At 66.4% G+C, this 24601-nt stretch carries 24 protein-coding genes and 1 pseudogene; 18 read left to right on the plus strand and 7 right to left on the minus strand.

Going from position 1 to position 24601, the window contains the following annotated elements; all coding sequences use genetic code 11:
- Positions 1-207: 207 nt before the first annotated feature.
- The 4 genes and pseudogenes from ACFQWG_RS00120 (at position 208) to ACFQWG_RS00135 (ending at position 3144) form a co-directional block, all read left to right on the plus strand.
- Positions 208-774: a TetR/AcrR family transcriptional regulator gene (locus tag ACFQWG_RS00120; RefSeq protein WP_380971040.1), complete on the plus strand. Its 567-nt coding sequence runs from the start codon at positions 208-210 to the stop codon at positions 772-774.
- Positions 771-1727, plus strand: a complete 957-nt coding sequence (locus ACFQWG_RS00125) for a DMT family transporter (protein ID WP_380971042.1) — start codon at positions 771-773, stop codon at positions 1725-1727. The genes ACFQWG_RS00120 and ACFQWG_RS00125 overlap by 4 nt, the downstream gene beginning before the upstream one ends.
- Positions 1728-1884: 157 nt before the next feature.
- A pseudogene (locus ACFQWG_RS00130) lies at positions 1885-2277 on the plus strand (NAD(P)H-dependent oxidoreductase); the annotation flags it as partial.
- Positions 2278-2451: 174 nt separating this feature from the next.
- Positions 2452-3144: a hypothetical protein gene (locus ACFQWG_RS00135; RefSeq protein ID WP_380971044.1), complete on the plus strand. Its 693-nt coding sequence runs from the start codon at positions 2452-2454 to the stop codon at positions 3142-3144.
- A 68-nt stretch (positions 3145-3212) separates the two neighbouring features.
- Here ACFQWG_RS00135 and ACFQWG_RS00140 read toward each other — a convergent pair whose 3' ends face one another.
- Positions 3213-4427 (minus strand): AGE family epimerase/isomerase, encoded by a 1215-nt coding sequence (locus tag ACFQWG_RS00140; protein WP_380971046.1) that lies wholly within the window; start codon positions 4425-4427, stop codon positions 3213-3215.
- Positions 4428-4493: 66 nt separating this feature from the next.
- Positions 4494-5309, minus strand: a complete 816-nt coding sequence (locus ACFQWG_RS00145; RefSeq protein ID WP_380971048.1) for a DeoR/GlpR family DNA-binding transcription regulator — start codon at positions 5307-5309, stop codon at positions 4494-4496.
- Between the two features lie 141 nt (positions 5310-5450).
- Between ACFQWG_RS00145 and ACFQWG_RS00150 the strand changes: the two genes are divergently transcribed.
- From ACFQWG_RS00150 to ACFQWG_RS00170, 5 genes are all read left to right on the plus strand, one after another.
- A complete protein-coding gene (locus ACFQWG_RS00150) occupies positions 5451-6767 on the plus strand; it encodes an ABC transporter substrate-binding protein (protein ID WP_380971050.1) in 1317 nt (438 codons plus the stop codon).
- A 203-nt stretch (positions 6768-6970) separates the two neighbouring features.
- Complete coding sequence (locus ACFQWG_RS00155; protein WP_380971052.1) at positions 6971-7789, plus strand: carbohydrate ABC transporter permease; 819 nt, start codon at positions 6971-6973, stop codon at positions 7787-7789.
- A gap of 35 nt (positions 7790-7824) precedes the next feature.
- Positions 7825-8634 carry a carbohydrate ABC transporter permease gene (locus tag ACFQWG_RS00160; RefSeq protein ID WP_380971053.1) on the plus strand — a complete coding sequence of 270 codons (810 nt, stop codon included), beginning with the start codon at positions 7825-7827 and terminating at the stop codon, positions 8632-8634.
- Between the two features lie 33 nt (positions 8635-8667).
- Positions 8668-9528, plus strand: coding sequence for a ketose-bisphosphate aldolase (locus ACFQWG_RS00165; RefSeq protein ID WP_380971055.1), 861 nt, complete (start codon positions 8668-8670; stop codon positions 9526-9528).
- A gap of 24 nt (positions 9529-9552) precedes the next feature.
- Complete coding sequence (locus tag ACFQWG_RS00170) at positions 9553-10782, plus strand: ADP-dependent glucokinase/phosphofructokinase (protein WP_380971057.1); 1230 nt, start codon at positions 9553-9555, stop codon at positions 10780-10782.
- Positions 10783-10820: 38 nt separating this feature from the next.
- Here ACFQWG_RS00170 and ACFQWG_RS00175 read toward each other — a convergent pair whose 3' ends face one another.
- A complete protein-coding gene (locus ACFQWG_RS00175) occupies positions 10821-11516 on the minus strand; it encodes a deoxynucleoside kinase (RefSeq protein WP_380971059.1) in 696 nt (231 codons plus the stop codon).
- Between the two features lie 383 nt (positions 11517-11899).
- Between ACFQWG_RS00175 and rpmG the strand changes: the two genes are divergently transcribed.
- The 3 genes from rpmG (at position 11900) to ACFQWG_RS00190 (ending at position 14932) form a co-directional block, all read left to right on the plus strand.
- Positions 11900-12070: a 50S ribosomal protein L33 gene (gene rpmG / locus ACFQWG_RS00180; RefSeq protein WP_366109415.1), complete on the plus strand. Its 171-nt coding sequence runs from the start codon at positions 11900-11902 to the stop codon at positions 12068-12070.
- 41 nt (positions 12071-12111) lie between these two features.
- The gene (locus ACFQWG_RS00185) at positions 12112-13650 is read left to right on the plus strand and encodes an MFS transporter (RefSeq protein ID WP_380971061.1); all 1539 of its coding nucleotides are present in this window, start codon (positions 12112-12114) and stop codon (positions 13648-13650) included.
- A 133-nt stretch (positions 13651-13783) separates the two neighbouring features.
- Entirely contained in the window at positions 13784-14932 is a 1149-nt protein-coding gene (locus ACFQWG_RS00190) for a UDP-N-acetylmuramate dehydrogenase (protein ID WP_380971063.1), read from the plus strand.
- Here the strand turns inward: ACFQWG_RS00190 and ACFQWG_RS00195 are convergent.
- From ACFQWG_RS00195 to ACFQWG_RS00210, 4 genes are read right to left on the minus strand one after another with little or no spacing between them, the layout of a single operon-like run.
- Positions 14910-15719, minus strand: coding sequence for a Rossmann-like domain-containing protein (locus ACFQWG_RS00195; protein ID WP_380971065.1), 810 nt, complete (start codon positions 15717-15719; stop codon positions 14910-14912). The two genes, ACFQWG_RS00190 and ACFQWG_RS00195, sit on opposite strands and share 23 nt — an antisense overlap.
- Complete coding sequence (locus ACFQWG_RS00200) at positions 15716-16558, minus strand: esterase/lipase family protein (protein ID WP_380971067.1); 843 nt, start codon at positions 16556-16558, stop codon at positions 15716-15718. The genes ACFQWG_RS00195 and ACFQWG_RS00200 overlap by 4 nt, the downstream gene beginning before the upstream one ends.
- Positions 16545-17777, minus strand: a complete 1233-nt coding sequence (locus ACFQWG_RS00205) for an adenosine deaminase (protein WP_380971068.1) — start codon at positions 17775-17777, stop codon at positions 16545-16547. The genes ACFQWG_RS00200 and ACFQWG_RS00205 overlap by 14 nt, the downstream gene beginning before the upstream one ends.
- Positions 17777-18562 (minus strand): alpha/beta hydrolase, encoded by a 786-nt coding sequence (locus ACFQWG_RS00210; protein ID WP_380971070.1) that lies wholly within the window; start codon positions 18560-18562, stop codon positions 17777-17779. The genes ACFQWG_RS00205 and ACFQWG_RS00210 overlap by 1 nt, the downstream gene beginning before the upstream one ends.
- A gap of 303 nt (positions 18563-18865) precedes the next feature.
- Between ACFQWG_RS00210 and ACFQWG_RS00215 the strand changes: the two genes are divergently transcribed.
- The 6 genes from ACFQWG_RS00215 (at position 18866) to ACFQWG_RS00240 (ending at position 24598) form a co-directional block, all read left to right on the plus strand.
- Positions 18866-19663: an IclR family transcriptional regulator gene (locus ACFQWG_RS00215; RefSeq protein WP_380971071.1), complete on the plus strand. Its 798-nt coding sequence runs from the start codon at positions 18866-18868 to the stop codon at positions 19661-19663.
- Complete coding sequence (eda, locus tag ACFQWG_RS00220; RefSeq protein WP_380971073.1) at positions 19660-20361, plus strand: bifunctional 4-hydroxy-2-oxoglutarate aldolase/2-dehydro-3-deoxy-phosphogluconate aldolase; 702 nt, start codon at positions 19660-19662, stop codon at positions 20359-20361. Before ACFQWG_RS00215 ends, eda begins: the two co-directional genes overlap by 4 nt.
- A gap of 52 nt (positions 20362-20413) precedes the next feature.
- Positions 20414-21394: a C-terminal binding protein gene (locus ACFQWG_RS00225; protein WP_380971075.1), complete on the plus strand. Its 981-nt coding sequence runs from the start codon at positions 20414-20416 to the stop codon at positions 21392-21394.
- A gap of 53 nt (positions 21395-21447) precedes the next feature.
- Positions 21448-22395, plus strand: a complete 948-nt coding sequence (locus ACFQWG_RS00230) for a sugar kinase (RefSeq protein WP_380976139.1) — start codon at positions 21448-21450, stop codon at positions 22393-22395.
- Positions 22396-22475: 80 nt separating this feature from the next.
- A complete protein-coding gene (locus tag ACFQWG_RS00235) occupies positions 22476-23249 on the plus strand; it encodes an SDR family NAD(P)-dependent oxidoreductase (protein ID WP_380971077.1) in 774 nt (257 codons plus the stop codon).
- A gap of 17 nt (positions 23250-23266) precedes the next feature.
- Positions 23267-24598 (plus strand): MFS transporter, encoded by a 1332-nt coding sequence (locus ACFQWG_RS00240; protein WP_380971079.1) that lies wholly within the window; start codon positions 23267-23269, stop codon positions 24596-24598.
- Positions 24599-24601: the final 3 nt, after the last annotated feature.

Below are 24601 nucleotides of genomic sequence, written 5' to 3' on the forward strand. Positions count from 1 at the left end.
GGACGTGACCGGGGTCTTGGCCGACGGCAGACGTGGACCATCGACGTCCTCATCGAGCGTGCGCCAGCCCATCCGGATCCTCGCCGGGCGGCGCGACGAATTTGCGCCGGATCGGGGGCAACGGTTTCTCCGTCCGAATAGGTAGACTGATCTACCTAATGGTAGCGTGGCCGCGTTGGCGGGTGAGCGGGGAGGACAGGGATGGCGATGAGAGCCGGGTCAGCGCGGGAGCGCCTGCTGGGGGCGGCGGCTCGGCTGTTCTATGCGAACGGAGTGACAGCGACCGGGATCGATGCGATCATCGCGGAGGCCGGGGTCGCGAAGATGAGCCTGTACAACAACTTCGCCTCGAAGGACGAACTGGTACGGGCCTACATCGAGGCGCGTCACGAGGAATGGCTGGAGCTGTACCGGGCGCGGTTGACGCACGCGACCACGGCCGAGCAGGGCGTCCTGGCCGTGTTCGATGCCTACATCGATCACGCAGAGGCGGTGTACGAGCACGGATTCCGGGGATGCGGGCTGCTCAACGCGGCCGCTGAACTGCCTGCAGGCTCTCCGGGCCGTGAAGCGGTACGCCGGCACAAGGAGCAGGTCGAGTCGATTCTCCGGGGGCATCTGAAGGAGATGGCCTCGACGGACGAGTCCGCCGGGCTGGCGGAGCACCTGGCGTTCGTCCTGGAGGGCGCCGTCAGCCGTGCCGGCCTCGAAGGGCGCTCCGAGCGGCTCCTGCACGCGCGGTCGATCGCCGAGACGCTCTTGGCTGGGTCGTGAGCCGGACGCGGCTGGTCGGCATCGCCGCGATCGCCGTCACCTCGGTGCTGTGGGGGACCACGGGCACGGCGGCGACCTTCGCGCCGGCGGCGGGCCCGTTGGCGATCGGCGCGGCCGCGCTGGGCGCCGGCGGCCTGCTCCAGGCGGCGGCCGCGGCTCCGGCTCTTCGGGCGGCCTGGCCATCGCTGCGCGCCCAGGGTCGTGTGGTGGCGTGGGGAGCGGTGTCGGTCGGCGTGTACCCGCTGGCCTTCTACAGCTCGATGCGCGCCGCGGGGGTCGCCGTGGGAACGGTGGTCTCGCTGGCCTCCGCGCCGCTCGTCTCCGGCCTGCTCGAACGGTTCGCGGAGCGCCGGCCGTTGAGCCGGTCGTGGATGCTCGCGGCGGCGCTGGGCGTCGCTGGCAGCGTCCTGCTGTGCGCCTCCCGGATGAGTGGGCCGGAGTCCTCGGCGATCGGGATCCTGGCCGGCATCGGCCTGGGGCTGGTCGCCGGCGCGACCTACGCCGCCTACTCGTGGGCGGCCAGCCGGCTCATGAGGAGCGGCGTCGACCGGGCGGCGGCGATGGGAGCGGTCTTCGGCGGGGGAGGCGCGCTGCTGGTTCCCGTCCTCCTCCTCACCGGCGCGCCCCTCGTGGAGTCGCCGCGGGCATTCCTCGTCGCCGGCTACATGGCGCTGATCCCCATGTTCTGCGGGTACCTCCTCTTCGGGATCGGTCTGGCCCGCGTGCCGGCGAGCACGGCGACGACCGTGACGCTGCTGGAGCCGGCCATCGCCGCGATTCTGGCGGTCGCCGTGGTCGGCGAACGCCTCACCTCCCTTGCCGGAATAGGGTTGGCGGTCATCGCGGGCGCCCTGCTCGTCCTCACCGTCCTGCCTGCCGGCACCTCGCATCCGGCCGACCGCGCCGCCGAGACACCCCCGTCGCGCGGGCTCCCGCCCCCTGATGTCGCATGAGCCGGTCGAGGCCGAGTCCCGGCAGGCCCGACAGAGAACTGCGATGACCGTCGTGCCGCGCATTGAGGTGATCCGGGCCCACCCGCGCGCCCAGTCTCTGGCCGCGGCCATCGCAGGAGACGTGGTTGAGACGCTTGGCCAGTGAGGTGCCGACGTCGACGTCCTCGACCTGCGCGGGTCGGGATTCGACCCGGTGCTCCGTGAACCGGACGAGCCGGACGGGGGCGACCTCGACAAACGCTACTCGGATGAGGTCATGGGCCAGGCCGAGCGGATGCGGGGCTGCGACGCCGTCGTCTTCGTGTTCCCGGCGTGGTCGTACTCGTTTCCGGTGATCACGAAGGGTTTCATCGACCGCGTGTGGAACAACGGCCTGTTCTATGGCGGAGGACGACGATCTGGTCTGGAGGCGGTGCGGTGGATCGGTCTGGCGGGGGAGGCGCCGGAGGCCTTCGCCAAGCGCGGCTACGACACCGCTCATGGAGCGCCACCTCAACGTCGGCATCGCCGGCCTGTGCGGTGTGAGCGACAGTCGCGTGGAGATCCTTGACAACATCTCGACGAGGGCGTCGCCGACCATGATGCGCATGTCGCCGGCTTGCGCTCCCAGGCCAGGCTCGCGGCGGGCGGCCTCCTCGCCGCGCTCGCCCCCGGTCTCGCCGGCCACGCCCGGTGACCGCAGGCGCGGCCGGCGGCCCCCACGGATGTCTGGCAGCATGCTTGTATGGACCTGATCCTCATCGCAGCCGGCCTGGGCGTCGCCGGCGTCGACGTTCTGGGGGTCGTGCTGGCGGTGACCGCGCTTCGAATAGGCGCCACACGCCGTTCGCTCGCGCTCTTCGCCGGGACGGTCTTTGTCGGGACCGTGCTCGTGGGCACCGTCTCCTCACTGTTCCTGGGCGCGCTCGTCACGGATGCCGCCGGTCTCCTCGGTGGCGTCTCCAACAAGATCTGGGTGATCGTGGAGGCCGTCGCGGTCGGCCTGCTGTGGTTCTGGGCCGCCAGACGCTGGCGCCGACGCAGTACGGCCGCGCCGGGGAAACCGGAGAACAGCCCTCGGGCCGAGCGCTGGGCGGGCCGCAGCCTGCTGGGCGCGGGCATCTTGTTCTCCCTCAGCGCCCTCACCGATCCGTCATACCTGGCCCTGATCGCCCTGTCCGGTCACAACGGCTCCATTCCGACCGTCGTCGGCGCCCAGGTGCTCTGGATCCTGGTCAGCCAGGCGCCATTGTTCGTCTTCACCGGCGCTTTCCTGGCAGGCGGCGCGCAACGGCTGACGGCATGGTTCGACCGGATCCAGAGCCGGTACGGCGCGCGTCTGTCAGGGCTTCTGACGGCCGTCATCGCCCTCGCGGGCCTGGTGCTGACGGTCGACCTCGCCGGCTTCCTCCTCACCGGGGAATGGCTGCTGGACTGAATGCGGGCCCGCCGCCCGCGCACCGACCTTCTGCGAGCCGGAGGAACGGGGCGACGGGGTGTGCGGGGTCATCGCTGGCCTGCCAGAGCAGCGGCGAACGACGGCCCGACGGGGAGCTTGCAGATGAGCATCGCCTGCAGGGCGTGGTAGATGTCGGGCTTGCCCGACCAGGTGCGGTCGGAAGGGGTGTTGTTCTCGTCGAGTTCCTCATGCCACTGACCGGGTCTCTCGATCAGGCAGGTTCTGGCATATGACCAGTAGTCGCGGATGTCGAGGGCATAGGACTCGTCATGGTTCACGTGCGACAAGGTCGCGGCTGCTCCGATGGCTTCACACAGGACCCAGTACATGCGTTGACGGACGAGGGGCCTCCCCTTGAAATCGACGGTGTAGACGAAACCGGGATGCCCGTCCGGTCCCCACCCTTCCGCCAGTGACTTTCGATACATGTGCTTCGGGGCGTTGTCGAAGGCAGGGGGATAGACGACGCCCTGCGAACGGCATTCGTTCCTGACCTCGAGGATGAGCCGTGACCATTCGAGCCAATGCCCGATGGTGGAGCCGAACGGGCGAAACGCGTCAGCGAGGGCATCGGAATTGTAGGAAAGCTGCGGCTCCCATGAGGCGTTGAAGTGCTCGGGCAACCTGAAGTCGTGCGACATGAAGAATTTCAGGATGCGGCTGGTGATCCGAAGCGCGCGGGACAGATGAACGCGATCACCGGTTGCCGCCCACGCCGCGAGAAGCGCCTCAACCGTGTGCATGTTGGCGTTTGCCCCGCGATAGGGGTCGACGACACCCGTCACGGGGTCCCGTGAGTCGAGGACCATTCCTGCGGTCTCGTCCCACCACAGCAAGTCGAAGCTGCGCAGTGCGCGGTCAAGAAGGTCCGCAGAACCGTCGATTCCAGCGGCCAGTCCGGAAGAGGCTGCGAGGATGACAAACGAATGGTCGTAGGCCTGCTGGGGAAGACGTCTGTCCGTGCCGTCAATGCCGACCACGGTGGACCAGCCGTTGCCCGGGGCGTTGGCCAGAGGGCCGTCCAGGAGACAGCGCACGCCGTGCTCGGCGACAGGTCCGCACCAGTCCTCCCCCAGAAGTCGTCCGAGGGCGAAGCAATGGGTCATCCGTCCGGTGACCCACAGCTGGACACCGCGACCGGGATCGATCGAGCCGTCGTCGGTGAGCCATCCGAATCCGTGTTGGGCCTGCGAGCGCGCTCCGAACCTCAGGAGGGCATCGGTCTCGGCGTCAAAGTCGGACTGCAGGACTGGGTCGTTCATCGGGTTCTCCTCTGTCGCCGGGCCGCTCGCGTGCGGTCGGCGTCGAGTGTGTGGACAAGAGAGTCGTCAGCTGCCATCCCCGTCAGAGGGGTACAGGACCTCGACGTTGTGCGCTTTGAGGGCCTCGGCGAGCAGCCGGTCCGGCGCGGCGTTCGTGATGAGGTAGTCCGCCATGGACAGTCCTCCGATGGCAGCGAACAGGCTCTTCCCGAACTTCGTCGAATCTGCGAGAACGGCGACCTTCTTGGCTCTTGCCGCCATTTCGGCGATCATTGAGGCTTCGCTGAGGTTCGACGTCGAGAAGCCGTTCTCGGCGTCGACGGCGCCGACGCCGAGCAGTGCGAGGTCGACACGGATGTCCACCTCGGTGCCCGTCAGCGGATTGGTGAAGGTGACGGGGCCGATTGCAACGGCTCCGGAGAGCCGAACCTGGCCGCCGAGCACGTAGAGATCTCGGCAGCAGTCGGGCGAGATCTCAAGGGGAATTCTCAGGTTGTTGGTCGCGATGATGAGCTCGCGGCGCCGGGAGAGGTGACGGACGGCCGCCAGCGTTGTCGTCCCCGCGTTGATGAAGAGCACGGCGCCATCGGGAACGAGAGTGCCCGCCAGCTGGCCGATGGCGTCCTTTTCCGTCGGCCGGAGCCTCGATCGGTCGTCCAACCCGGTGTCGTGCCATGGGACGGCAGAGAGTGACATCGCACCACCACGGGTGCGGATGACCAGACCTTCCGCATCCAATTGGTCCAGGTCTCTACGGATCGTGTCCACGGACACGGCGAAGCGATCGGCAAGCTCGGTTACTGTCACCTGGCCTAGTTCTGAGACCGCCGAGGCAACCTCGGCCTTGCGGCCCGCAGGGAGTCGTTGTGCTGTCTCGCTCACAGCCCTCATCGTAGTAGAGCCATGACTGATCGTGCGGCAAGACCCTGATTGTTACTAGATTGTTACTTGAAGATGCTGTTTTTGCGAGGAGTGGGTCGCTAGATTCTTCGATGGCAGCGATAGAGAGCAAAAGAACGCAAAATGCTGCACATCGATGGAGATGGAGGAACGATGCGAGACAAGACAAGGGGAATGGCCCCGGTTGCCACCGCGATGGTTGCGGCACTGGCGCTCGCCGGGTGCGGCGGAGGCGCAGAGAGCGGCACGTCGGGGACCGCGTCAGGTGATGTCACGATCGAGTTGGCGCAATGGTGGGAACCGGAACTCCCGGACGGAGCCCTCAGGGGACTGATGGACCAGTTCGAGGAACAGAACCCGGGCATCAAGGTCAAGCTGCTGTCTGGCCCCTACGCCGATACCAAAGAGCAACTGGTGGCGGGAGCGGCTGCCGGCACCATGTCAGACGTGGTCGGCCTCGACGGCGCATGGGTCTCAGACTTTGCCAAACAAGGAGCGATTCAGGATCTCTCCCAGGTCATGTCGGACCATTCGTACGATGATTCGCAACTCGCCAGCCAGGTGAAGATCGACGACAAGGCCTACATGATTCCCCTGGTCAACTTCGTGTATCCGATGTTCACGAACACCGACCTGATGGAGTCCGCCGGAGTTGAGGCCGTTCCGACAACACGCAGCGAGTTCGCCGATGCGGCTTCGAAGATCGCTGCCACAGGGAACAATGCGAGCGGTTGGATCCTTCCACTGTCGCAGGAGTCGCCCAATGGAGTTCAGAACGATGTGATGTCCTGGGTGTGGGCCTCGGGCGGTTCGATGCTGACATCCGACGGGAAGCCCGACGTCGACAACGGCGATGTCAAGAGCGCTGTCGAGTTCATCAAGGGGATGTGGGACGCCGGCGACATCGCCGAGGGCGCATTCACGATGAAGGAACAGGACAAGGTCGAGAATTTCACCAACGGCCGGGTCGGCATGATGATCGACTCCCTTGCCCATATCACCACGATCCAGGAGGCGAATCCGGATCTGAACTTCAAGATCTCCGCGGTTCCAGCCGAAGATGGCTACACGGGAACTAGAGGCATGCCATATGCCTCGTGGGGGATCGGGATCTCGGCCAACACCGAGCATCCTGAGGAGGCCTGGAAGCTTGTGGAATTCCTTCTCTCCAAGGATGTGAACTCCGAGCTCAGCAATGACGCCATGGCGTTCCCGGGGAACACGGAGGCGAAACCCGAATTCGTTGACGAGAACCAGATCTACAAGGAAGCGTTCGAGATCTGGAACAGCTCAACTCCGGCGAATGAGTTCGTGGGACTTCCTGTCTCGGAGACTCTCATGCGTGAATTCGACGAGCAATTCCAGGGCTATCTCAATGGTGATGTCGATGTCGACACAATGCTCAGCAACGTCCAACAGGCCTGGGAGGGCGAGTTCTGAGGCGGGGACAGCCGAAGCGACGACGCGCGGGGGGCGGGCAGTCCCGGAGGCGGTCTGCCCCCCGCGAAGAAGAGAGATCTTTCATGAGCACCAACCGAACACCGGCGCCCGGAGTCCCGACTGGACTCCGTGAGCCGGGGCGGAGAAAGTCCATGTTGAGAAGGCTTGTGCCATATGCCTATCTCAGTCCCACGATCCTGGTCATGACGGTGCTTCTCGTTGTGCCGATCGCCATGGTGATCTCCTATTCTCTGATGGATTCCGTGATCACCAGCAACCACTCGACTTTCGTGGGACTCGAGAACTACTTCGAGATTCTAGGAAGCGCAAAATTCTGGACGGCGGTGAAGAACACGGCGATCTTCACCATCGTGAGCGTCGTCGCACATCTGATCCTGGGCCTCGTGTTCTCGATGCTCTTGAACTCCGGCCACGTATCTCGGATGACGCGAACGGTTTTCAGAACGCTCTTCGTGCTTCCGTGGCTGCTCACGGTGGCCATCATCGCCATCCTGTGGAGGCTGCTGCTTGATCCCAATGGAGTCGTCAATTTCGTTCTGGACAGCTTGGGGCTGGCCAGCGGTCAGATCGAGTGGCTGTCGAATCCGTCCATGGCGCTTCCAGCTGTCACATTCATCAACATCTGGGCAGGTTACCCGTTCTTCATGATCAGTTTGCTCGCCGGTCTGCAGGGGATTCCCATGGACCTCTATGAGGCGGCGGAGGTGGACGGAGCAGGTGGCGCACGCAAGTTCTGGCATATCACGATCCCTCAATTGAAGCCGATCATCGTCTCGATGGCGATGCTGGACCTTATCTGGACATCTCAGCAATTCGCTCTCATATGGATGACGACGGGGGGTGGTCCTCTCAATCGGACGGAGATGCTCTCGACGTTCACATACAAGCTGGCGTTCTCTCAGTACGACTTCTCTGGTGCGTCGGCGTCCGCGGTGGTCACATTGGCGCTGTCGATGATCCTGGCCATCGGATATGTCCGAACTCAGGAGGCGAGTAATTGATTATGGGTGCTTCAAGAAGACGGCATGACGTCCGTGTGAGGATTGGCGTCAGCATCGGTCTCCTCCTGGGTGCCTGTTTTGCCGTGCTTCCCATACTCTGGATGGTCCTGTCCTCCTTCAAACCGAACTCGAGGATATTCGCGGATCCACCTGAGTTGTTCTCCTCGCCGACGTTCGAAGCGTATGCGGAGATCCTCCATGACCCGGAGAAGATCCGATTCTTCCTCAACAGTTATCTCGTTGCGGGTTCGGTGACGCTCTTGACTGTCCTCGTGGCTGTTCTCGCCGCTTTTGCCTTTAGTCGGTACGAGTTTCCGGGAAAGCGCGTCATCAACGTGGTCATCATCTCCATGCAGGCGGTCCCTCCGATCACGCTCCTGATCCCGTTTTTCGGGCTGATGGTGAAACTCAAGCTCTACAACACATATCCCGGCCTCATTCTGACGTACATGGTGCTGACACTCCCCTACGCGATCATCATGCTCACGGGATACTTCAACACGCTTCCAAGAGAACTCGACGAGGCTGCGAACATGGACGGCGCGAGTTCGTTCGGAGCATTGTGGCGGATCCTCGTGCCGGTTTCTATTCCGGGGATCGTGTCAGTGGCGTTGTACACCTTCATGATCGCGTGGAACGAGTATCTATTCGCTCTGACGTTGACCAAGACGAACAATATGAGGACGGTTCCGATCGGAATTCAACTGCTGATGGGGCAGCATTCCTATGATTGGAGCCAGATGATGGCGATGTCTGTTCTTGGTTCGATTCCCGTCGTCATTTTGTTTATTTTCTTCCAGCGGCATTTCATTGGAGGTATGACCGCTGGATCCGTCAAGAGTTGATCTTGACGATTCCACTAGAGAAAGGCGCTCCCGATGCTCACAACAGGTTCAGAGATCCTGAATGTTGCAAACGAGAACGGATTCGCGGTCCCGGCGTTTAACATCTCGAGCTTCTCGATGCTGAACGCTGTGTTCGAGATCTGTGAAGAGAAGAGGTCTCCGCATATCGTGGCAATCCACCCGGACGAGCTTCGCCATATCGGTGTCGATATGCTTCCCGCGATCATCCAGAAAGCGAATCGATCGTCGGTCCCGACGGCCATCCATCTGGACCACGGAGCGACCTACGAGCAGGTTCTGCTAGCTATCCAGGCGGGCTTCACTTCGGTGATGATCGACAGGTCGCGCGACGCGTGGGAGGTGAACGTCTTGGAAACGCGTCGTGTGGTTGAGGCCGCACATGCCGTCGGCCTCTCGGTCGAGGGCGAGCTCGGGACGATCGGGAAGACGGACGGGTTCGCCGAAGACGGAACCGACGACATCGTCTATACCAATCCGGAGGATGCGACCCGCTTCATCGAGGAGACGGGAGTGGACTCGCTGGCCGTGGCCATCGGGACACGGCACGGGCTGTACCCGAGGGAACTTCGGCCGGAGCTGAGGCTGGACTTGCTCAAGGACATCAAGGCCCGGGTGGGGATCCCTCTGGTGCTCCATGGAGGGTCGAACAATCCAGATGAGGAGGTCGGGATCGCCGCGCGAACGGGCATCAACAAGATCAACATCTCCTCCGACATCAAGGCCGTCTACTTCCGCCGTATGCGGGAGGTTCTCCAGGACCGGGACCTGAGAGAGCCAAACATGATCGAGCCCAGTTGCCAGGAAGCGCTACGTGAGTGCGCTGGGCAGAAGATCGATCTCTTCGGCTCCGCAGGCAAGGCGGCTCTGTACTGATCGTGGTGAACGGACAGGAATGAGATGAGCGGGCATCTCGTGCTCGGGCTCGGCGGCACCGTCGACCACGAGCTCAGGTGGGATCAGGGAGTCGTCCAAGAACTGGTGGATACTGCCGATATCGGATCGGCCGAGCTCGAGCGCGAAGGCCCGCTCGCGACCCAGCGAGATGTGCTCGTCGCACTGCTGCGGTTCGTCGCGCGCAGTGCAGGTGGAGAGCGACACGTCACCGACAAGAGGGCATTGCGGGCGTTCGAGGCCCACTTCACCTATGAGGTGACTTTGGGGGGAACATGCGTCCGAAGCGCAATCTGCCTCGCGAAGATCGGATTCCGATCGACCGTCCACCTCGTCTCGACGTCGGATGAGGTGAGACAGCTTTTGCCCCCCGAAGTGTCGATCGTCTCGAGCGCCGACCGTGACACCGTGGATCCGCATCTCATCGTGCAGTATCCGAAAGGGACACATGTGAGGCTGTCCGATGGTGTCGAAGTCCGTTCGACCCGCCCCAATCGGGTCATCCTCGTCAATGACGAACCGAACGAGCTGATGAGGCTCAGCCCGGATCTTCCGGGGGTTCTCTCGGAGGCCGACGCATTCCTCATCTCCGGTCTCAACACCATGAAGTCCTCGACGTTGCTGCGCGGCCGTCTGCTCGAACTGAAGGGCATGATGGCGGGCATGGCTCAGGGGGTGCCGGTGGTCTACGAGGATGCTGGGTTCCATAATCCGCCATTGCGATCAGTCGTCCTGGAACTTATTCCAGATATCGTGGCTGTTCACTCCCTGAACGAGGACGAGGCTCAGGACTATATCGGACGCAATGTCGATCTGGAGCGTGCCGAGTCCCTGGTCTCGATGATGGGGGAGCTTCGCGGACTCCTTCGCGCCTCGACGATCGTGGTCCACACCTCCCACTACGTGGCCGTCATGGGAGCTGACGCCGCCCGCATGAGATTAGCCGCCGAGGAAGGCTGTGTGATGGCGGGGGCGCGATTCCTGCGCGGTGACGCGATAACCGAGACAGATCTGAGGAGAGTCGCCTCGGAGCCTCTCGATCCCCTCGGGAAGACCCTGGCTCGCGACTCCGCGGTTTGCCGGGCAGGCATCTTGATCGCGCCCAGCCGCGAAGTCCGCACGACTCTGCCAACGACGATCGGACTTGGCGACTCGTTCATGGGCGGATTCATGAAGGCGCTGGTGACGAGGGGATCGCCCCTCGTTTCTTCCGCCGCCAATGCTCAGGGAGCCTGACCGGCCAAGCATGAGCGGCGTGCCTGCGATCGCTGTCGCTAGATCTTGCCGAGAGCGCGCAGGCGCGCGCGGACCTGGTCGAGGACCGCCTGCCGGTCGTGGGCGTCGTCGGTGAAGTCGTACTTGTCGGCGTCGATGGCGATGAGGTCGCTGATGCCCTGCCGCAGATAGTCGCGCTTCCACTGCGCGTAGTAGTCCAGGAGGGAGTGATAGTAGCCGACGAGGCTCGGATCCTCTTCGATCTGCTCGTAGGGGCGTCCGCGCCGGCGGATGTGCTCGATCATCGTCGGGTAGCTGATCTCGATGAGGACCATGAGGTCCGGTGCCTTCTTGTGGGCGGCGAACGCGAGCTCCTCCATCATGTTCTCGAACAGCGAGTCATACGTCTCCCACTCGACGCGGGTGACATTGCCCTGGTCGTAGTTCATCCGCATGAAGATGCGGTCCTCGTAGATGCTGCGGTCCAACACGTTGTTGTCGTCCTCCATCGCCCGTTTGATGGCGCTGAATCGTCGGTTGAGGAAGTAGACCTGCAGCAGGAAGGCGTAGGGGTTGTGCGCGTCCGCGACCCCGGCGGCACGCTGGCGAGCGGCGACCTCGTTGCCGCGGTAGAAGTCGTCGAGGATCGGATTGCCCTCGACCGGTTCGTAGAAGGCCCGGGTGTGCAGATCCTCGGCGAGGATGCGGGTGAGGGTCGTCTTTCCGCTGCCGATGGGCCCTGCGAGTGTGATCACGACCGTCGTTGCCTCCCTGGGTGCATGCGCGGATGAGAAGGCGCAGGAGCGGGCGCGCCCCGCTGCCACACAGAAGGCTATGTCGTCGGGCCGCCATCGGCCCGGCCTGCGGACTCCCCTCAGCTCCCATCTGCGGGCCGCCGGAGAGCAGAATGTGCCCCTTCGCACTGTGCGAGCGGCCACATGGATGAGGAGGCCGGCGCTGACGTAGGTTAGGATCGTTGCGACAAACGCCGACAAGCGTCCCGGCCGCGTGAGAGCCCGAGGCGAAGAAACCTGTAATCGTGAGGTCGCGGGTTCCGATCCGCCCCGCTACCAGGTGGAATCGTCCGGGCGACCGGGGTGGCCGGGCGGCGAACGAATCATCAAGCGAGGTACGGACCGTGGCAAGCAAGTCGCAGGATGTGCGCCCGAAGATCACGCTGGCATGCTCAGTGTGCAAGGAGCGCAACTACATCACGAAGAAGAACCGGCGGAACACGCCGGACCGCCTCGAACTGAACAAGTACTGCCCGCGCTGCCGGACGTCGACTCTGCACCGCGAGACCCGCTGAGTCCCGCCTCCCCGCAACTCCGTCGCCCCCGGTCAGTCCCTGTGGACTCACCGGGGGTTCTCCTCTGGGGCGCCTCCCGCCCGTCTGCGTCCCGGCTGTCCTCGACCCATCTCCTCCCATCACTCACTCGCAGTGGCAAGGCCGGTTCCGATGATCGGATCGGACGGTCCCGCCGCAGCGGACGCCCCCGGCACCCGCCGAAGGGCCGTCCCCATCCCCTGGATCCCTCCTTGCCGTGTCCCCCGGAGCCTGCTGTGTCCCCTGCCATCTCCAGCACCCGCACCGTGCGTGCCACCTGGGCATGCCTCATGGTCTTCTTCATCCTCGGCGTCTCCAGTTCGTCGTGGGTGTCGCGCCTGCCCGCCCTGCGCGACGCGCTGCACCTCGCCCCCACGGACCTCGCGCAGATGCTGCTCGTCGGCTCGCTCGGCTCGCTGGTCGCGCTGCCCTCCTCGGGGCCGCTGGTCGGACGCATCGGCGCCCGGGCCACGACGCGCGTCGGCGTCGGCATGTGGACGGCGGGCATCGTTGGCGTCGCCCTGGCCGCGCATGTCGGATCGCGGATGACGCTGTCCCTGTGTCTGATCGCGGTGTGCTGCGGCTCGTCGCTGTGGTCGGCCACCGGCAACATCGAAGGCGGGCTCGTGGAGGCCGCGCGCCGTCGCGTCATCCTGGACAAGCTCCATGCGATGTTCTCCGCCGGCATGGTCGCGGGCGCCCTCGCGGGGGCGGCCCTGGCGGGCATCGGAGTCTCCGTGACAGCGCATCTGCTGGTCACGGGCCTTCTGGTCCTCATCGTCACGTTCGTGTCCTCCCACTTCTACCTCTCCGAGGACGAGGTCGCCTCCTTCTCGGCCGTCGGCGGGCCGAGAGACGGTGAGGCGGACGCCACCGCGGCAGGGGACCGGGAACGGGCCGGGGGGCGGACCTGGCGGGCATGGCGTGAGAGGAGCACGGTGCTCGTGGCCCTCATGGTGCTCTCCGGGGGGCTGCTCGAGGGCGCGGCCAACGACTGGCTCGCCCTGTCGATGATCGACGGGTATCGCCTGCCCGCCGCCCAGGCCTCGGCCGTGCTCTCCCTGTTCCTGGCCGTCATGGCGACGGTGCGGTTGGCGTCGACGGGACTGCACCGGCGTTTCCGCGCCGACCGCCTGCTCCAGGTCCTCATGCTGTCCGCCTGCGCCGGGCTGGCGCTGGTGTCCTTCGCGCCCGCGACCTGGCTAGCGCTGGCGGGCGTCGTGCTGTGGGCGGCGGGCGCCGCGCTTGTGTTCCCCACCGGCGCCTCGGCGCTGTCGAAGGAGCCGGAGATGACAGCCGCGCGGGTGTCCGTGCTGTCGACGATCAACTACGGCGCCTTCCTGATCGGACCGCCGGTCCTGGGGCTGATGGCCGAGACGGTGGGCTACCACCGCGCCATGATCGTCCTGGTCGCGCCCGTCGCGCTGGCGATCGCCCTCGCGCCCAATGTGCGTCGCGTTCCCGGCGCGGACCAGGCTGACACACCGGTCGCCCAATCCGGCGCGCCGGCCGTCGAGGCTCGGGAGACCGCTGAGACCGTCGCGCCCGCTGTGGGGGCATGACGTCGGCCCGTCCTGGGGCCTGGCCCCGGAGGTGGGACACTGATCAGGGGCGTCCGTTCGGCCTGCCGGCTTCGGATCCGGATTGCCAGGGACGCCCTCGTCGGCGGACGACGGAGCGATGGAAGGCACAGCGATGACATACCCGAGCGACCCCATGACCCCGCGGCTGCCCTGGCTGCGCGAGGCGACGACGCTGCGCGTGGGCGGGCCCGTGTCGGTGTGGGCGGAGGCGGGAGCCGAATGGGCGCTGGTGGGCGCCGTGCGCGCCGCGGACCATGATCGCCGCCCCGTCCTCGTGCTGGGTGCGGGCTCGAACCTGTTCGCCTCCGACAGCCCCTTCGACGGGGTGGTCGTGCGCGACGGGCGCCGCGGCGTCCGCGCGGAAGCCCGGACGGCTGCCGATCCGCGCGGAGGCGCCACGGTCGACGTGACGGCGGTCGCCGGGACCCCGTGGGACGACCTGGTCGCCTGGACACTGGACCGGGGGCTGTCGGGCCTGGAGGCGCTGTCCGGGATCCCGGGGACCGTCGGGGCCGCCCCCGTCCAGAACATCGGCGCTTACGGGCGGGACGTCGCGGCGACGCTGGTGTCGGTGCGGACATGGGACCGGGCGCTGGAGCAGGTCGCCGTGCTGTCCGCGCAGGACCTGGGACTGGGGTACCGGACCTCGGCGATCAAGCGATCGATCCTCGAGCCGGGCTCCGGGCCGGCGGGGGGACGCGCATGGGGCCCGACGGGGCGATGGGTCGTGCTGGAGGCGACCTTCGCGCTGTCGGAGTCCGGGATGTCCGCCCCCGTGCGCTACGCGGAGCTCGCGCATCGCCTCGGGGTCGGGATCGGGGACCGCGCTCCGGCGAGCGCCGTGCGCGAGGCCGTCCTGGCGCTGCGCCGCTCGAAGGGCATGGTCCTGGACCCCTCCGACCACGACACGTGGAGCGCCGGCTCGTTCTTCACCAACCCGATCCTGCCCGCTGGTGTCGCAGACGCGCTGCTGCCCCCCCACGCCCCGCGCTTCGCGGCGGGGGCGGGGCTGGTCAAGACCTCCGCCGCCTGGCTCATCGACCATGCCGGGTTCGGCCGGGGCTTTGCGCTCCCGGGGTCCGGCGACGAGGCCGGGCCGAGGGCGTCGCTGTCGACCAAGCACGTGCTCGCCCTGACGAACCGCGGGCGAGCGACCTCGGCGGACATCGAGGCGCTGGCCCGCGCGGTGCGCGCGGGCGTGCGCGAGGCCTTCGGCGTGGACCTGGCGCCGGAGCCGGTCACCGTCGGGATCGACCTCTGAGCGCCTCCGGCGCGCGGGGGACCGCGACCGTCCCGGCGAGCGCCGCGGAGAACCGGCGGGTCGCCGGGCGCGTCCGGGGCAGGGTGGCGCCGTGGGCGACCAGGTCGGCCGCCAGTCCCGCGTCGGTGACCCAGCTTCCCGCGATCTGGTCGATGCCCCATCCGGGAAGGACCTCCGGGGCGAAGGGCGAGGACGGGCCGGTGAGGACGGTGCGCGCCTGAGCGGAGAGGGCCGCCAACCTCGGCAGCGTCTTGTTGGCGAGGGTCATCCCGGTGATGTACACGGCGTCGCAGGCCGGCAGGACGTACTCGCAGGCGGGATCCGGCAGGTCATCGCCGCGCGGATCGCGCTCCAGGACGGTGAGATCGCACAGGCCCTCCAGCGCGCGGATCCCGTGCGAGAAATGCCCGACCATCGCGACACGCCGTCCGCGCAGGCGCGGGGCGTCGCGGGCGAAGACATCGCGGTCACCCGTGCTGGTTCCGGAACCGGAGAGGGCCGTCACGCGCGCCGAGGTGTTGAGCGCGCAGTTCAGGGCCGCGGACCCCAGGCTGGCGGTCGCGAAGTCCCAGGACTTCACCAGCGCCGCGACATCGCGCAGGCGCTCGCCCGTGCGAGGCATGGGATCCCCGACGGAGGGGCCGCTGCGCTGCCGCGAGGCGATCCCGCACCCGCCGGCGTCGTCGCGCACCAGGGCCACCTCCCCCAGCGCCCAGGCGCTCACCCGAAGATCGGCGGGCACCAGGTCGATGAGGTCGTCGTACAACTGCCAGGGGTTCGCGTTCACCGGCCCATTATCGCCGTCCGGCTCGCGAGGCCGACGTGGGCGCCGGGGCTCGCCCCGGGCCGCCGAGCGAGGAGACGGCGGGCCAGGACGCAGATCACGCGGGCAGCGCGGGGATCCTCCAGCATCGACTCATGGCCGGCCAGGGGGAGGACGACGCGCTCCAGCGCTCCGGGCAGAGGGCCGGCGGGAACGCTCTGGTCCCAGGCGGCCTCCACCTGGATGATCCGGGCGTCGGCCCGCGTGCGGCGGGCGAGGGCCCGGATCGTGGGGGAGCCGGGGGCGAGTTCCCGGAAGCCTGGGACCAGGGGGACCAGCCGCGCCGCCGGGGACCCGGAGAAAGGGGCAGCCACGGCCACCATCCCGCGCACGCGCCACCCCTCGGGGCCGCAGAGCACGGCCTTGCCCACCAGCCCTCCCTTGGAGTGGGCGACCAGGACGACGCCGCGCAGATCCCCGCGCGAGAGCACACCGGCGACCGCCTCCGACAGCTCTACGACCGGGTCGACCATCCGGCCCAGCTCGGGCAACAGGCGCACGTCCCACCCGTCCTCGCGCAACGCCCGCGCCCACACCGCCATCGAACGCCATTCCTCATGGATGCCGGGCAGCCCGATGAGGACGGGGGCCCCTGCGCCGTCGGCCGGCGCGGGGGCGCGGACGTCCTCGGGGCTCATCCCGCGCGTGCGCCATCGCGTCACCCACAGATGGGCGGCCGCCGCCCTCGACCAGTCGGTGAACGCGATGAGGACGCGGTCCAGCGCGCCGGGCCGCGGCGGCGCGCCGGTCCCGGTGGGTTGCGGTCCCGGCGGGGCGGGGACGCCCTCGTCAGCGCGGGACATCCGGGCGGCCCGCCTGCTCGTCGGGCGTCTCGGACGGGAGCGCGGACGGCGCGGCGTGCTGGGGCGGCGCCTCCAGCCACGCGTCGATTCGCCGGCGCCACGAGGCCTTGAGCCCGTCCGCCGCCAGAGAGGCGTCGATGGACTGGCGGGCCAGGTCCGCCAGCGCGGCATCCGGCAGTCCGTCGACCTCCCGGGCGGCGGCGTACTGGGCGAGCAGACGGGAGTGGAACAGCAGCGGATCGTCCGCCCCCAGCGCCACCGTCGCCCCGTGGCGGATGAACGTGGGCAGCGGGACGTGCGCGAGGTCGGTGTAGACGCCCAGGTGGACGTTGGACGTGGGGCAGACCTCGAAGGCGATGCCCTCGTCGATCAGGCGGTCCAGCAGGTCCGGGTCCTCCGTGGCGCGAACCCCGTGGCCCAGGCGCTGGGGAGCGAGTGCCGCGACGACCTCGCGCACGGACTCCGGTCCCAGCAGCTCGCCCCCGTGGGGGACGGCGGCGAGCCCCGCGTCGTGGGCGATGTGGAACGCGGTGGAGAACTCCGACGTGGTTCCCACCCGCTCGTCGTTGGACAGCCCGAAGCCGACGACCCGGCCAGCCTCACGCCCGGCGTAGCGCGAGGCCAGGCGGGCCAACGTGCGCGCGTCCAGGGGATGGCGGATGCGCGAGGCCGCCACGATGATCCCGATGTGCACGCCGGTGTCCGCGGAGGCGCTCGCGGCCTCGTCGAGGATGATCTCCAGCGCCGGGGTGATCCCCCCGACCCAGGGCGCGTAGGAGGTGGGGTCGACCTGCATCTCGAGATGCACCGAGCCCTCCACGGCCTCGTCCTCGGCGGCCTCGCGCACGATGCGGCGCATCACGGGCTCGGAGCGCACGAGGGCGCGGGCCGCGTCGTAGCTGCGTTGGAAGCGGAACCACCCGCGGGCGTCGGCGGGCACCCGGAGGGGGTCGAGGTCCAGCAGGTGAGGGGGAAGGCGGACGCCCTGTTCCAGAGCCAATTCGACCATCGTCTGAGGCCGCATGGCGCCGGTGAAATGCAGGTGCAGGTGCGCCTTGGGCAGGCTCGCGAGGTCACGCCGCCCCGGCGGGGTGGGCGGGGGGATCGTCAGCGAGGGCTGGACGGGCAGGTCCTCCTCGGCGCCGCGGCGCGGGAACGCGGTCCCGGATCGACGAGGGCGGCCGGGCGCACCGCGCCCGGCATCGGTGGAGTCTGCCATCAGTGCCGGTCCAGCCACATGATGATGTCCTGCATGAGCGCCGGCCCCTCGGGCTCGTTGAGGACCTCGTGGTAGGCGCCGTCGACGACGCGCAGCTGGATCTCCACGTCGCGCGTGGCCTCGACGAACTCGCGCGAACCGTCGAGCCCGGCCAGAGCGTCGGCGCCGCCGTGGATGATGAGTGTGGGGGTTCGAAGCGAGGCGGCGTTGCGGATGACCTGGTCGCCCTGGACGGTCATGGTGATGCCGGTGAGCAGGGGAACGGGCCCGGTCGTGACCAGGGGATCGTCGAGGTAGGCCCGCACCACGGAGGGCGAGCGCGAGATCAGCCGGGAGTCGAGGCGGGCGGAGGGGGCCCACGGGGCCAGGCGTGCGAGCGGGAGCAGCGCGCGGGCCAGGGTGACGGGGACGTGGGGGCTGGGCCGCAGCGCGGGGCCCGTCAGGACGGTGCCGCGCAGATGAGAGGGGTCCAGCAGAGTGGAGGCGGCGGTGATCGCTCCGCCCATCGAGTGCCCGTAGAGGAACAGATCCGGTGTCCGGGCCTCTTCGAGGGCGCGGCGGCGGATCGTCGGATGGCCGGCGATGAGGCGGCCGACGTCAACGCGGGCGCGGGGTCCGGGCGTGGTGCCGTGCCCCGGCAGGTCGAAGGCGACGACGTCGTAGTCGGCGGCGTTCAGCGTCTCCACGAGACGCTGGTAGCGTCCGGAGTGCTCGGCATACCCGTGGGTGATCAGGACGGTCCCGCGGGGAGTGCCGGTCGACGCCCGGTGCTGCTGGAGTTCCATGATGCCATTGTGGCAGGGGTCGACGGGCCATCGACTGGCATGGGGAGACCGGCTGGTCGCTGGACGAGGCTTTAAGAACTGTGAGATAAGACACTATCCGGGTCTGGCGATGATCGACAAACAGCCGTTCACGTGCGGGAATCGATCGTTTTCGAGGGCGAAACAGTCAGGTTGCGAATGGGTGTGCGAGTCGGGCTTATCATCATTTCGACAGCTCAGATGAGCGTTTCTATAGGAGAAACAGTAGGTCATGCGATGAAGCGTGCGGCAACGGCGGGCAGCGGGACCGAGGTGGATCTGTGCGTGACGGACGTCTCACCTGTCGCCAGTGTTGACCGGGCGCTTGTGACGGTGGAGAGACTGGCGCAGTCGGCCTCAACGGGGATGTCGCTCAAGGAACTCGCGGTAGATCTCCATATGAACAAGGCGACACTTCATCACACGCTCGCAGCTTTACGTTTTCGCGGATGGGTTGAACAAAATCCTGATGGAAACTATCTCCTCGGTCCCGGGACCCGTCCGATCCTGAGATGGTGGACCTCCGATGAGCGAGTGAGCACCGTCCTGCACCCGGTTCTCGAGAGAATTTCGGCAGAGACCAACGAGCTCGTCCACCTCGGCCGCTTGTCACACCACTCCATCCTCTATCTCGACAAAGTCGAGCCTGAACTCGCTCTGAGGGTCTGGTCCCGCATCGGTTCCCGCGCGCCGGCGGTACGCACGGCGCTGGGGCGGGCGCTCCTGGGGGCGCGCCAAGTCGGGCGCGATGACGTCGGTCTTTGGCTCGACGAGATGGGGACGCCCCCGGAGGGGTTCAATGAGCGGACGCTGGGCGAACTCGAGGCGGTTCGTACGCGCGGGTATGCCAGCGAAGTCGAAGAAAACGAGAGCGGGATCGCCTGCGTCGCAGTCCCTCTCCAGGTCGGAGGCCATCCTCTCGTTGCGATCTCGGTGAGCGCGCCTGTCGAACGAATGGGGCCCGACCGGATGGAGCGGCTCGCTGAGTGCATCACCAGGAGGGTCGGTGAGGCGGATCTACCCGAGATTGTCACGATGCCGACGACATCCGAAGACGAACAAACAGGCGGTGAGGACGAATGATCGAGGACCTGCTCGCTGGCAATCCCGTCATCCCGGTGGTCGTGGTCGACTCCGCCGAGGACGGACGGCATGTCGGAGAGGCGCTTCTCGAGGGCGGGATCAGCACTGCGGAGGTCACCTTCCGGACCCCCGCAGCCGAGGACGCCATCCGCGCGATGTCCCGGATCCCGGGACTTGTCGTGGGCGCCGGTACCGTCATCAACGTCCGGCAGGTCGACAATGCCGTCGCGGCCGGTGCGCGCTACGTCGTCTCGCCCGGGTTCAGCGCGGACATCGTCCGACATTGCACGACCCGTGGCATCCCCGTGCTGCCGGCGTGCACAGACGGCTCCTGGATCATGGCAGCGCTCGACCTCGGGGTTCGCACGGTCAAGTTCTTTCCCGCTGAGGTGCTGGGGGGCGCCTCGGCGCTCGCGGCCCTCTCGGCGCCTTTCCCCGGTCTGGGCTTCGTACCGACTGGGGGAGTTGGCACGGCAAACCTTGCCGATTATCTCTCGTTGCCGTGCGTACCGGCCTGTGGCGGATCCTGGATGGTCCCAGCCAGCGCGATCCGCAACGGGAAGTGGAATGAGATCACCCGCCTCTCGCGCGAGGCGCTGGTCATCGCGTCGAGCGTCTGCGGCAATGGCGCGCAGAAGCCAGCGGGGCTGGACGCCGCTGGCGCAGTGCGCCGCCAATCGGACCTTCGCCACCGCTGACTCGGCGCACCGGAGCCCGCTCCATCGCTCTCTCGGAAAGGAACAGAGACACATGAGGATCGCCATTGCCGACTGCGACCACGACTCGATCGATATCGAGGAGAAGGTCGTCCGCGCTGCGGGCGGTGATCTCGTCCTCCGGCAGGCGCACACGGAGGATGACGTGATCGCGATGTGCGCGGGAGCGGATGGGCTGATCGTCCAGTACGCACCCGTCACGTCGCGGGTGCTTGATGCGCTTCCGACAGTCAAGGGCGTCGTGCGGTACGGCGTCGGCGTTGACACCGTCGATCTCGATGCCGCGACCTCGCATGGTGTCGTCGTCATGAACGTTCCCGACTATGGGACAGAAGAGGTCGCAGACCAGGCGATCGCGCTGACGATGTCCGTTCTGCGCGGAGTCACCCAACTTGACAGGCGACTGCGTGTGGGTCTGACCGACCTCGAGACCATCAAACCCGTCCCCCGCATCTCCCGGTCTACTTTCGGGATCATCGGTCTCGGAGCTATCGGGCGGACGACGGCGAGGAAGGCGGCGGGAGTCGGATTCCATGTCATCGGTTGTGATCCGTTCATCCCAGCGGGCACTGACCTCGATGACGGAGTCGAGGTCACTGATCGAGACGACGTGATCGCGCGGTCCGACGTCATCTCGCTCCACGTGCCCCTGACCCGGGAAACGCGCCATATGGTGGATTGGGGTTTCCTGCGATCAATGAAAGACACGGCCATCATCGTCAACACGTGCCGTGGGGCGGTCGTCGACACCGATGCGCTGGTGGGCGCCTTGTCTGGCGGCCTCATCCACGGAGCCGGGCTTGACGTCTTCGAGTCCGAGCCGCTTCCCGCAGACCATCCGCTCACCACTCTCGACAACGTCGTCCTTACCCCGCATGCCTCGTGGTACTCCGACGCCGCCTATGTCGACCTCAAGAGGAAGGCGGCGGAACACATCGTCGACTACCTCAGCGGCGGTGAGCCCCGCAATGTCGTCAACGGGGCGATCCTCGCCCGCCGGGGAGATGCTCGATGAAGCGGGGCGCGGGTGGTCCGGAGACCAGAGGTGTCCTCCTCGCCGGCGAAGCCATGGGGCTTCTGATGGCCGATAAGACGGGGGACCTGTCGGAGGTCGAGCATTTCTCGATGGCGGTCGCCGGAGCCGAGTACAACGTTGCCCTGGGTCTGGCGCGGCTCGGAGTTCCCGTCACGTATGTCACGAAACTGGGTGACGACTCCATCGGCCACCGGATCGAAAAGGGACTAGTCCGAGAGGGCATCGACACCACCGGGATCACCTGGAGCGCAGGGCTCTCGACCGGTCTCATGTTCAAGGCGCGCAACATGGCCGGCGATCCTGAGATCGACTACTACCGCCGGGGCTCAGCGGCCTCGTCCATGCGGCCAGAGGACATCCCGCAACTCGAGTGGGATCGGTTCGGCTTCCTCCACGTCACGGGGATCACGCCAGCGCTGGGCCCTCAGACGCTCCAGATGTGCCACGCGCTGATCGATCAGGCGCGCGACCACGGGCTGGTCGTCACCTTCGATCCGAACCTGCGTCCGCAATTGTGGAGCGACTGCGCCACCATGATCGCAGAGGTCAACCGTCTCGCTCTTCGTGCCGACGTCGTCCTCCCGGGCCTCTCCGAGGGGAAGGAACTCACAGGTGCCGACGACGTGCGCGGAGTCGCCGACTGGTACCTCGGGCGCGGCGTACGGGCAGTGGCGCTGAAGGCCGGCCGGAAGGGCGCCGTTCTCGCCGAGAAGGGCTCCGTACGCGAACTCGAGGGATTCCCCCTCGAACGATTCATCGACACCGTCGGCGCCGGAGACGGGTTCGCCGTCGGAGTCATCTCAGGGATGCGGGATGGCCTCTCCTTGGCTGAGGCCGTCTCCCGTGGGAATGCCATCGGCGCGATCCAGGTCGGAAGCCGGGGCGATAACGAGGGGCTGCCCGACCGCCGGCGGCTGGAAGCGTTCATGGCCCGAGGTACGGGCCCAGATCCCGAGGGACTTCATTCCGAGGAGGAGTGAGGACCCCGAAGGCGCCGGGTCCCTCGCCCAGCAATTGTCACGGATAACACATGCAGGTATCTCAAGGAGGAGTCACCATCATGACAGCTATCGCATCACCATTCGATATCGACGGAAGCCGGGCGATCGTCACCGGCGGAGATCGAGGCCTCGGCTACGGCCAGGCCGAAGGCCTTCTTGAGGCCGGCGTCCACGTGGTGATCATGGCCCGCACGGAGGAGAAGATCGACGCCGCCGTCGCGGGCTGGCGCGCCCGTGGACTTGCCGCCGACGGTGTCACCGTCGATCTTGCCGACCCCGTCCAACGTGCGGAGGCCTTCGAACGAGCCGTCGAGATCCTCGGCGGACTCGACATTCTCGTCAACACGGCTGGAGCGCAGAGGCGTCATCCATCGGAGGACTTCCCCCTGGAGGACTACGAGTTCGTGATGAACGTCAACGCCACTGCACCGTTCGAACTCTGCAAGATGGCTGCACGCATCTTCATCCCGCAGGGGCATGGGAAGATCGTCAACATGGCCTCGATGCTCTCGTTCTTCGGCGGCTTCACAGTTCCCGCCTACTCGGCATCCAAGGGGGCTATCGCGCAACTCACAAAGGCGTTCGCCAATGAGTGGGCCTCGAAGGGGATCAATGTCAATGCATTGGCCCCGGGGTACATGGCAACCGAGATGAACAAGAACCTCATGGGCGAGGACAATCCCCGCTACGTCGAGATCACAGCCAGGATCCCCGCCCATCGCTGGGGAACCGCAGATGATCTCAAAGGGGTGACCGTGTTCCTGTGCTCCCATGCCGCCGATTACCTCAGCGGGGCGGTCATTCCCGTTGACGGCGGATACCTGGAACGCTGAAGACGAGAACGGAGTACATGATCATGCAACCTAGAACGCGACGGGCGTGGATCCTCCTCGTCGGCACCCTCATGCTGCTCTCCATGGGAATTCTCTTCTCATGGTCGGTGTTCATCAAACCTCTTGAGGCGGAGTTCCACTGGGAGCGCACGCAGACGCTTGTTGTCTTCGCCGTCTCGATGCTGGCCTTCACCATTGGCAACATGGTTTCCGGTTGGCTGCTGCGGCGCCACAGTTTCCGCCAGATCGCGATCATGAGTGCCGTCGTCCTTTGTGTGGGATTCTTGTGCACCAGCGGAGTCCATTCGCTCACACAGATGTATCTGGGATACGGGTTGATCTGCGGGATCGGAATAGGCGTCGCCTATAACATCATCCTTCCAACCGTTCTCCAGTGGTTTCCCGACCGCTCGGGAATGGCGTCCGGGATCCTGCTCATGGGATACGGCCTGGGGGGATTCCTCCTTGAGCCCATCATCACGGCCCTGCTCGAGTCCTCCTTCGGCTGGCGCAATGTCTTCCATTTGTTCGCGGTCCTTATCCCGGGTCTCCTCGTCCTATGCACGCTGCTCATTCGAGCTCCCCGCTCCGATGAGATCGCTGGCTTCAAGGCCACGGTCAGGGCCCGAGGTACGGCTGACAGTTCCCATGCATTCATCGATGTCCCGACGGGGCAGATGCTCAGGAGCAAGGGGTTCCTCCTCTTCTTCGTCTGGATGTGCCTTCTCGGCACGGTCTCGCTGGGCTCGTTGGGGGTGGGCAAAACCCTCTCGGAAGAGATCCTCGCGGTGGTCCACGGTGTCACGGTCGCCAACCTTCCGGCCGGGGTCTCCGTCTTTGCGGCCGTCGTCTCTGGGCTTGCCAGCATCGGCAATGGGCTGGGGCGCCTGGGATCGGGACCTCTTCTGGACAATCTGGGAGTCAAGAGGCTGATCCCGATCGTCAACGGGATGTACGTCGTGGCGATCACTTTCATGGTCTGTGCGCAGTTGGTCAACAACATCGTCCTGCTCGCCATCGGATACTGCCTGGTGGGAATGTCCCATGGTGTGATAGTGGTCACAATGACGTTCTTCGTCCGAGCAATGTTCGGTGACTCGCAGTTCGCTCTCCATTTCTCGTTGATGAACGTCTACTCGATCGTGGCTTCTTTCGCCGGCACCTTCGGATCCGGTTACCTCCACACCGTCTACGGCTCCTACCTCCCCATGTTCTGGATCATGACCTGTTTCGTCGCTGTCGCCATCGGCTTTACGGTGGCCGTTGTGCGGTGGGTGGGGTCCCAGGAGTCCTTCGACGGCAGCGTCGTGCCGGACCCGGTCGCGGTGGGGACCTCTCCCGATGCGTGAGCC

Source organism: Schaalia naturae (assembly GCF_042665795.1).
Classification (GTDB): domain Bacteria; phylum Actinomycetota; class Actinomycetes; order Actinomycetales; family Actinomycetaceae; genus Pauljensenia; species Pauljensenia naturae.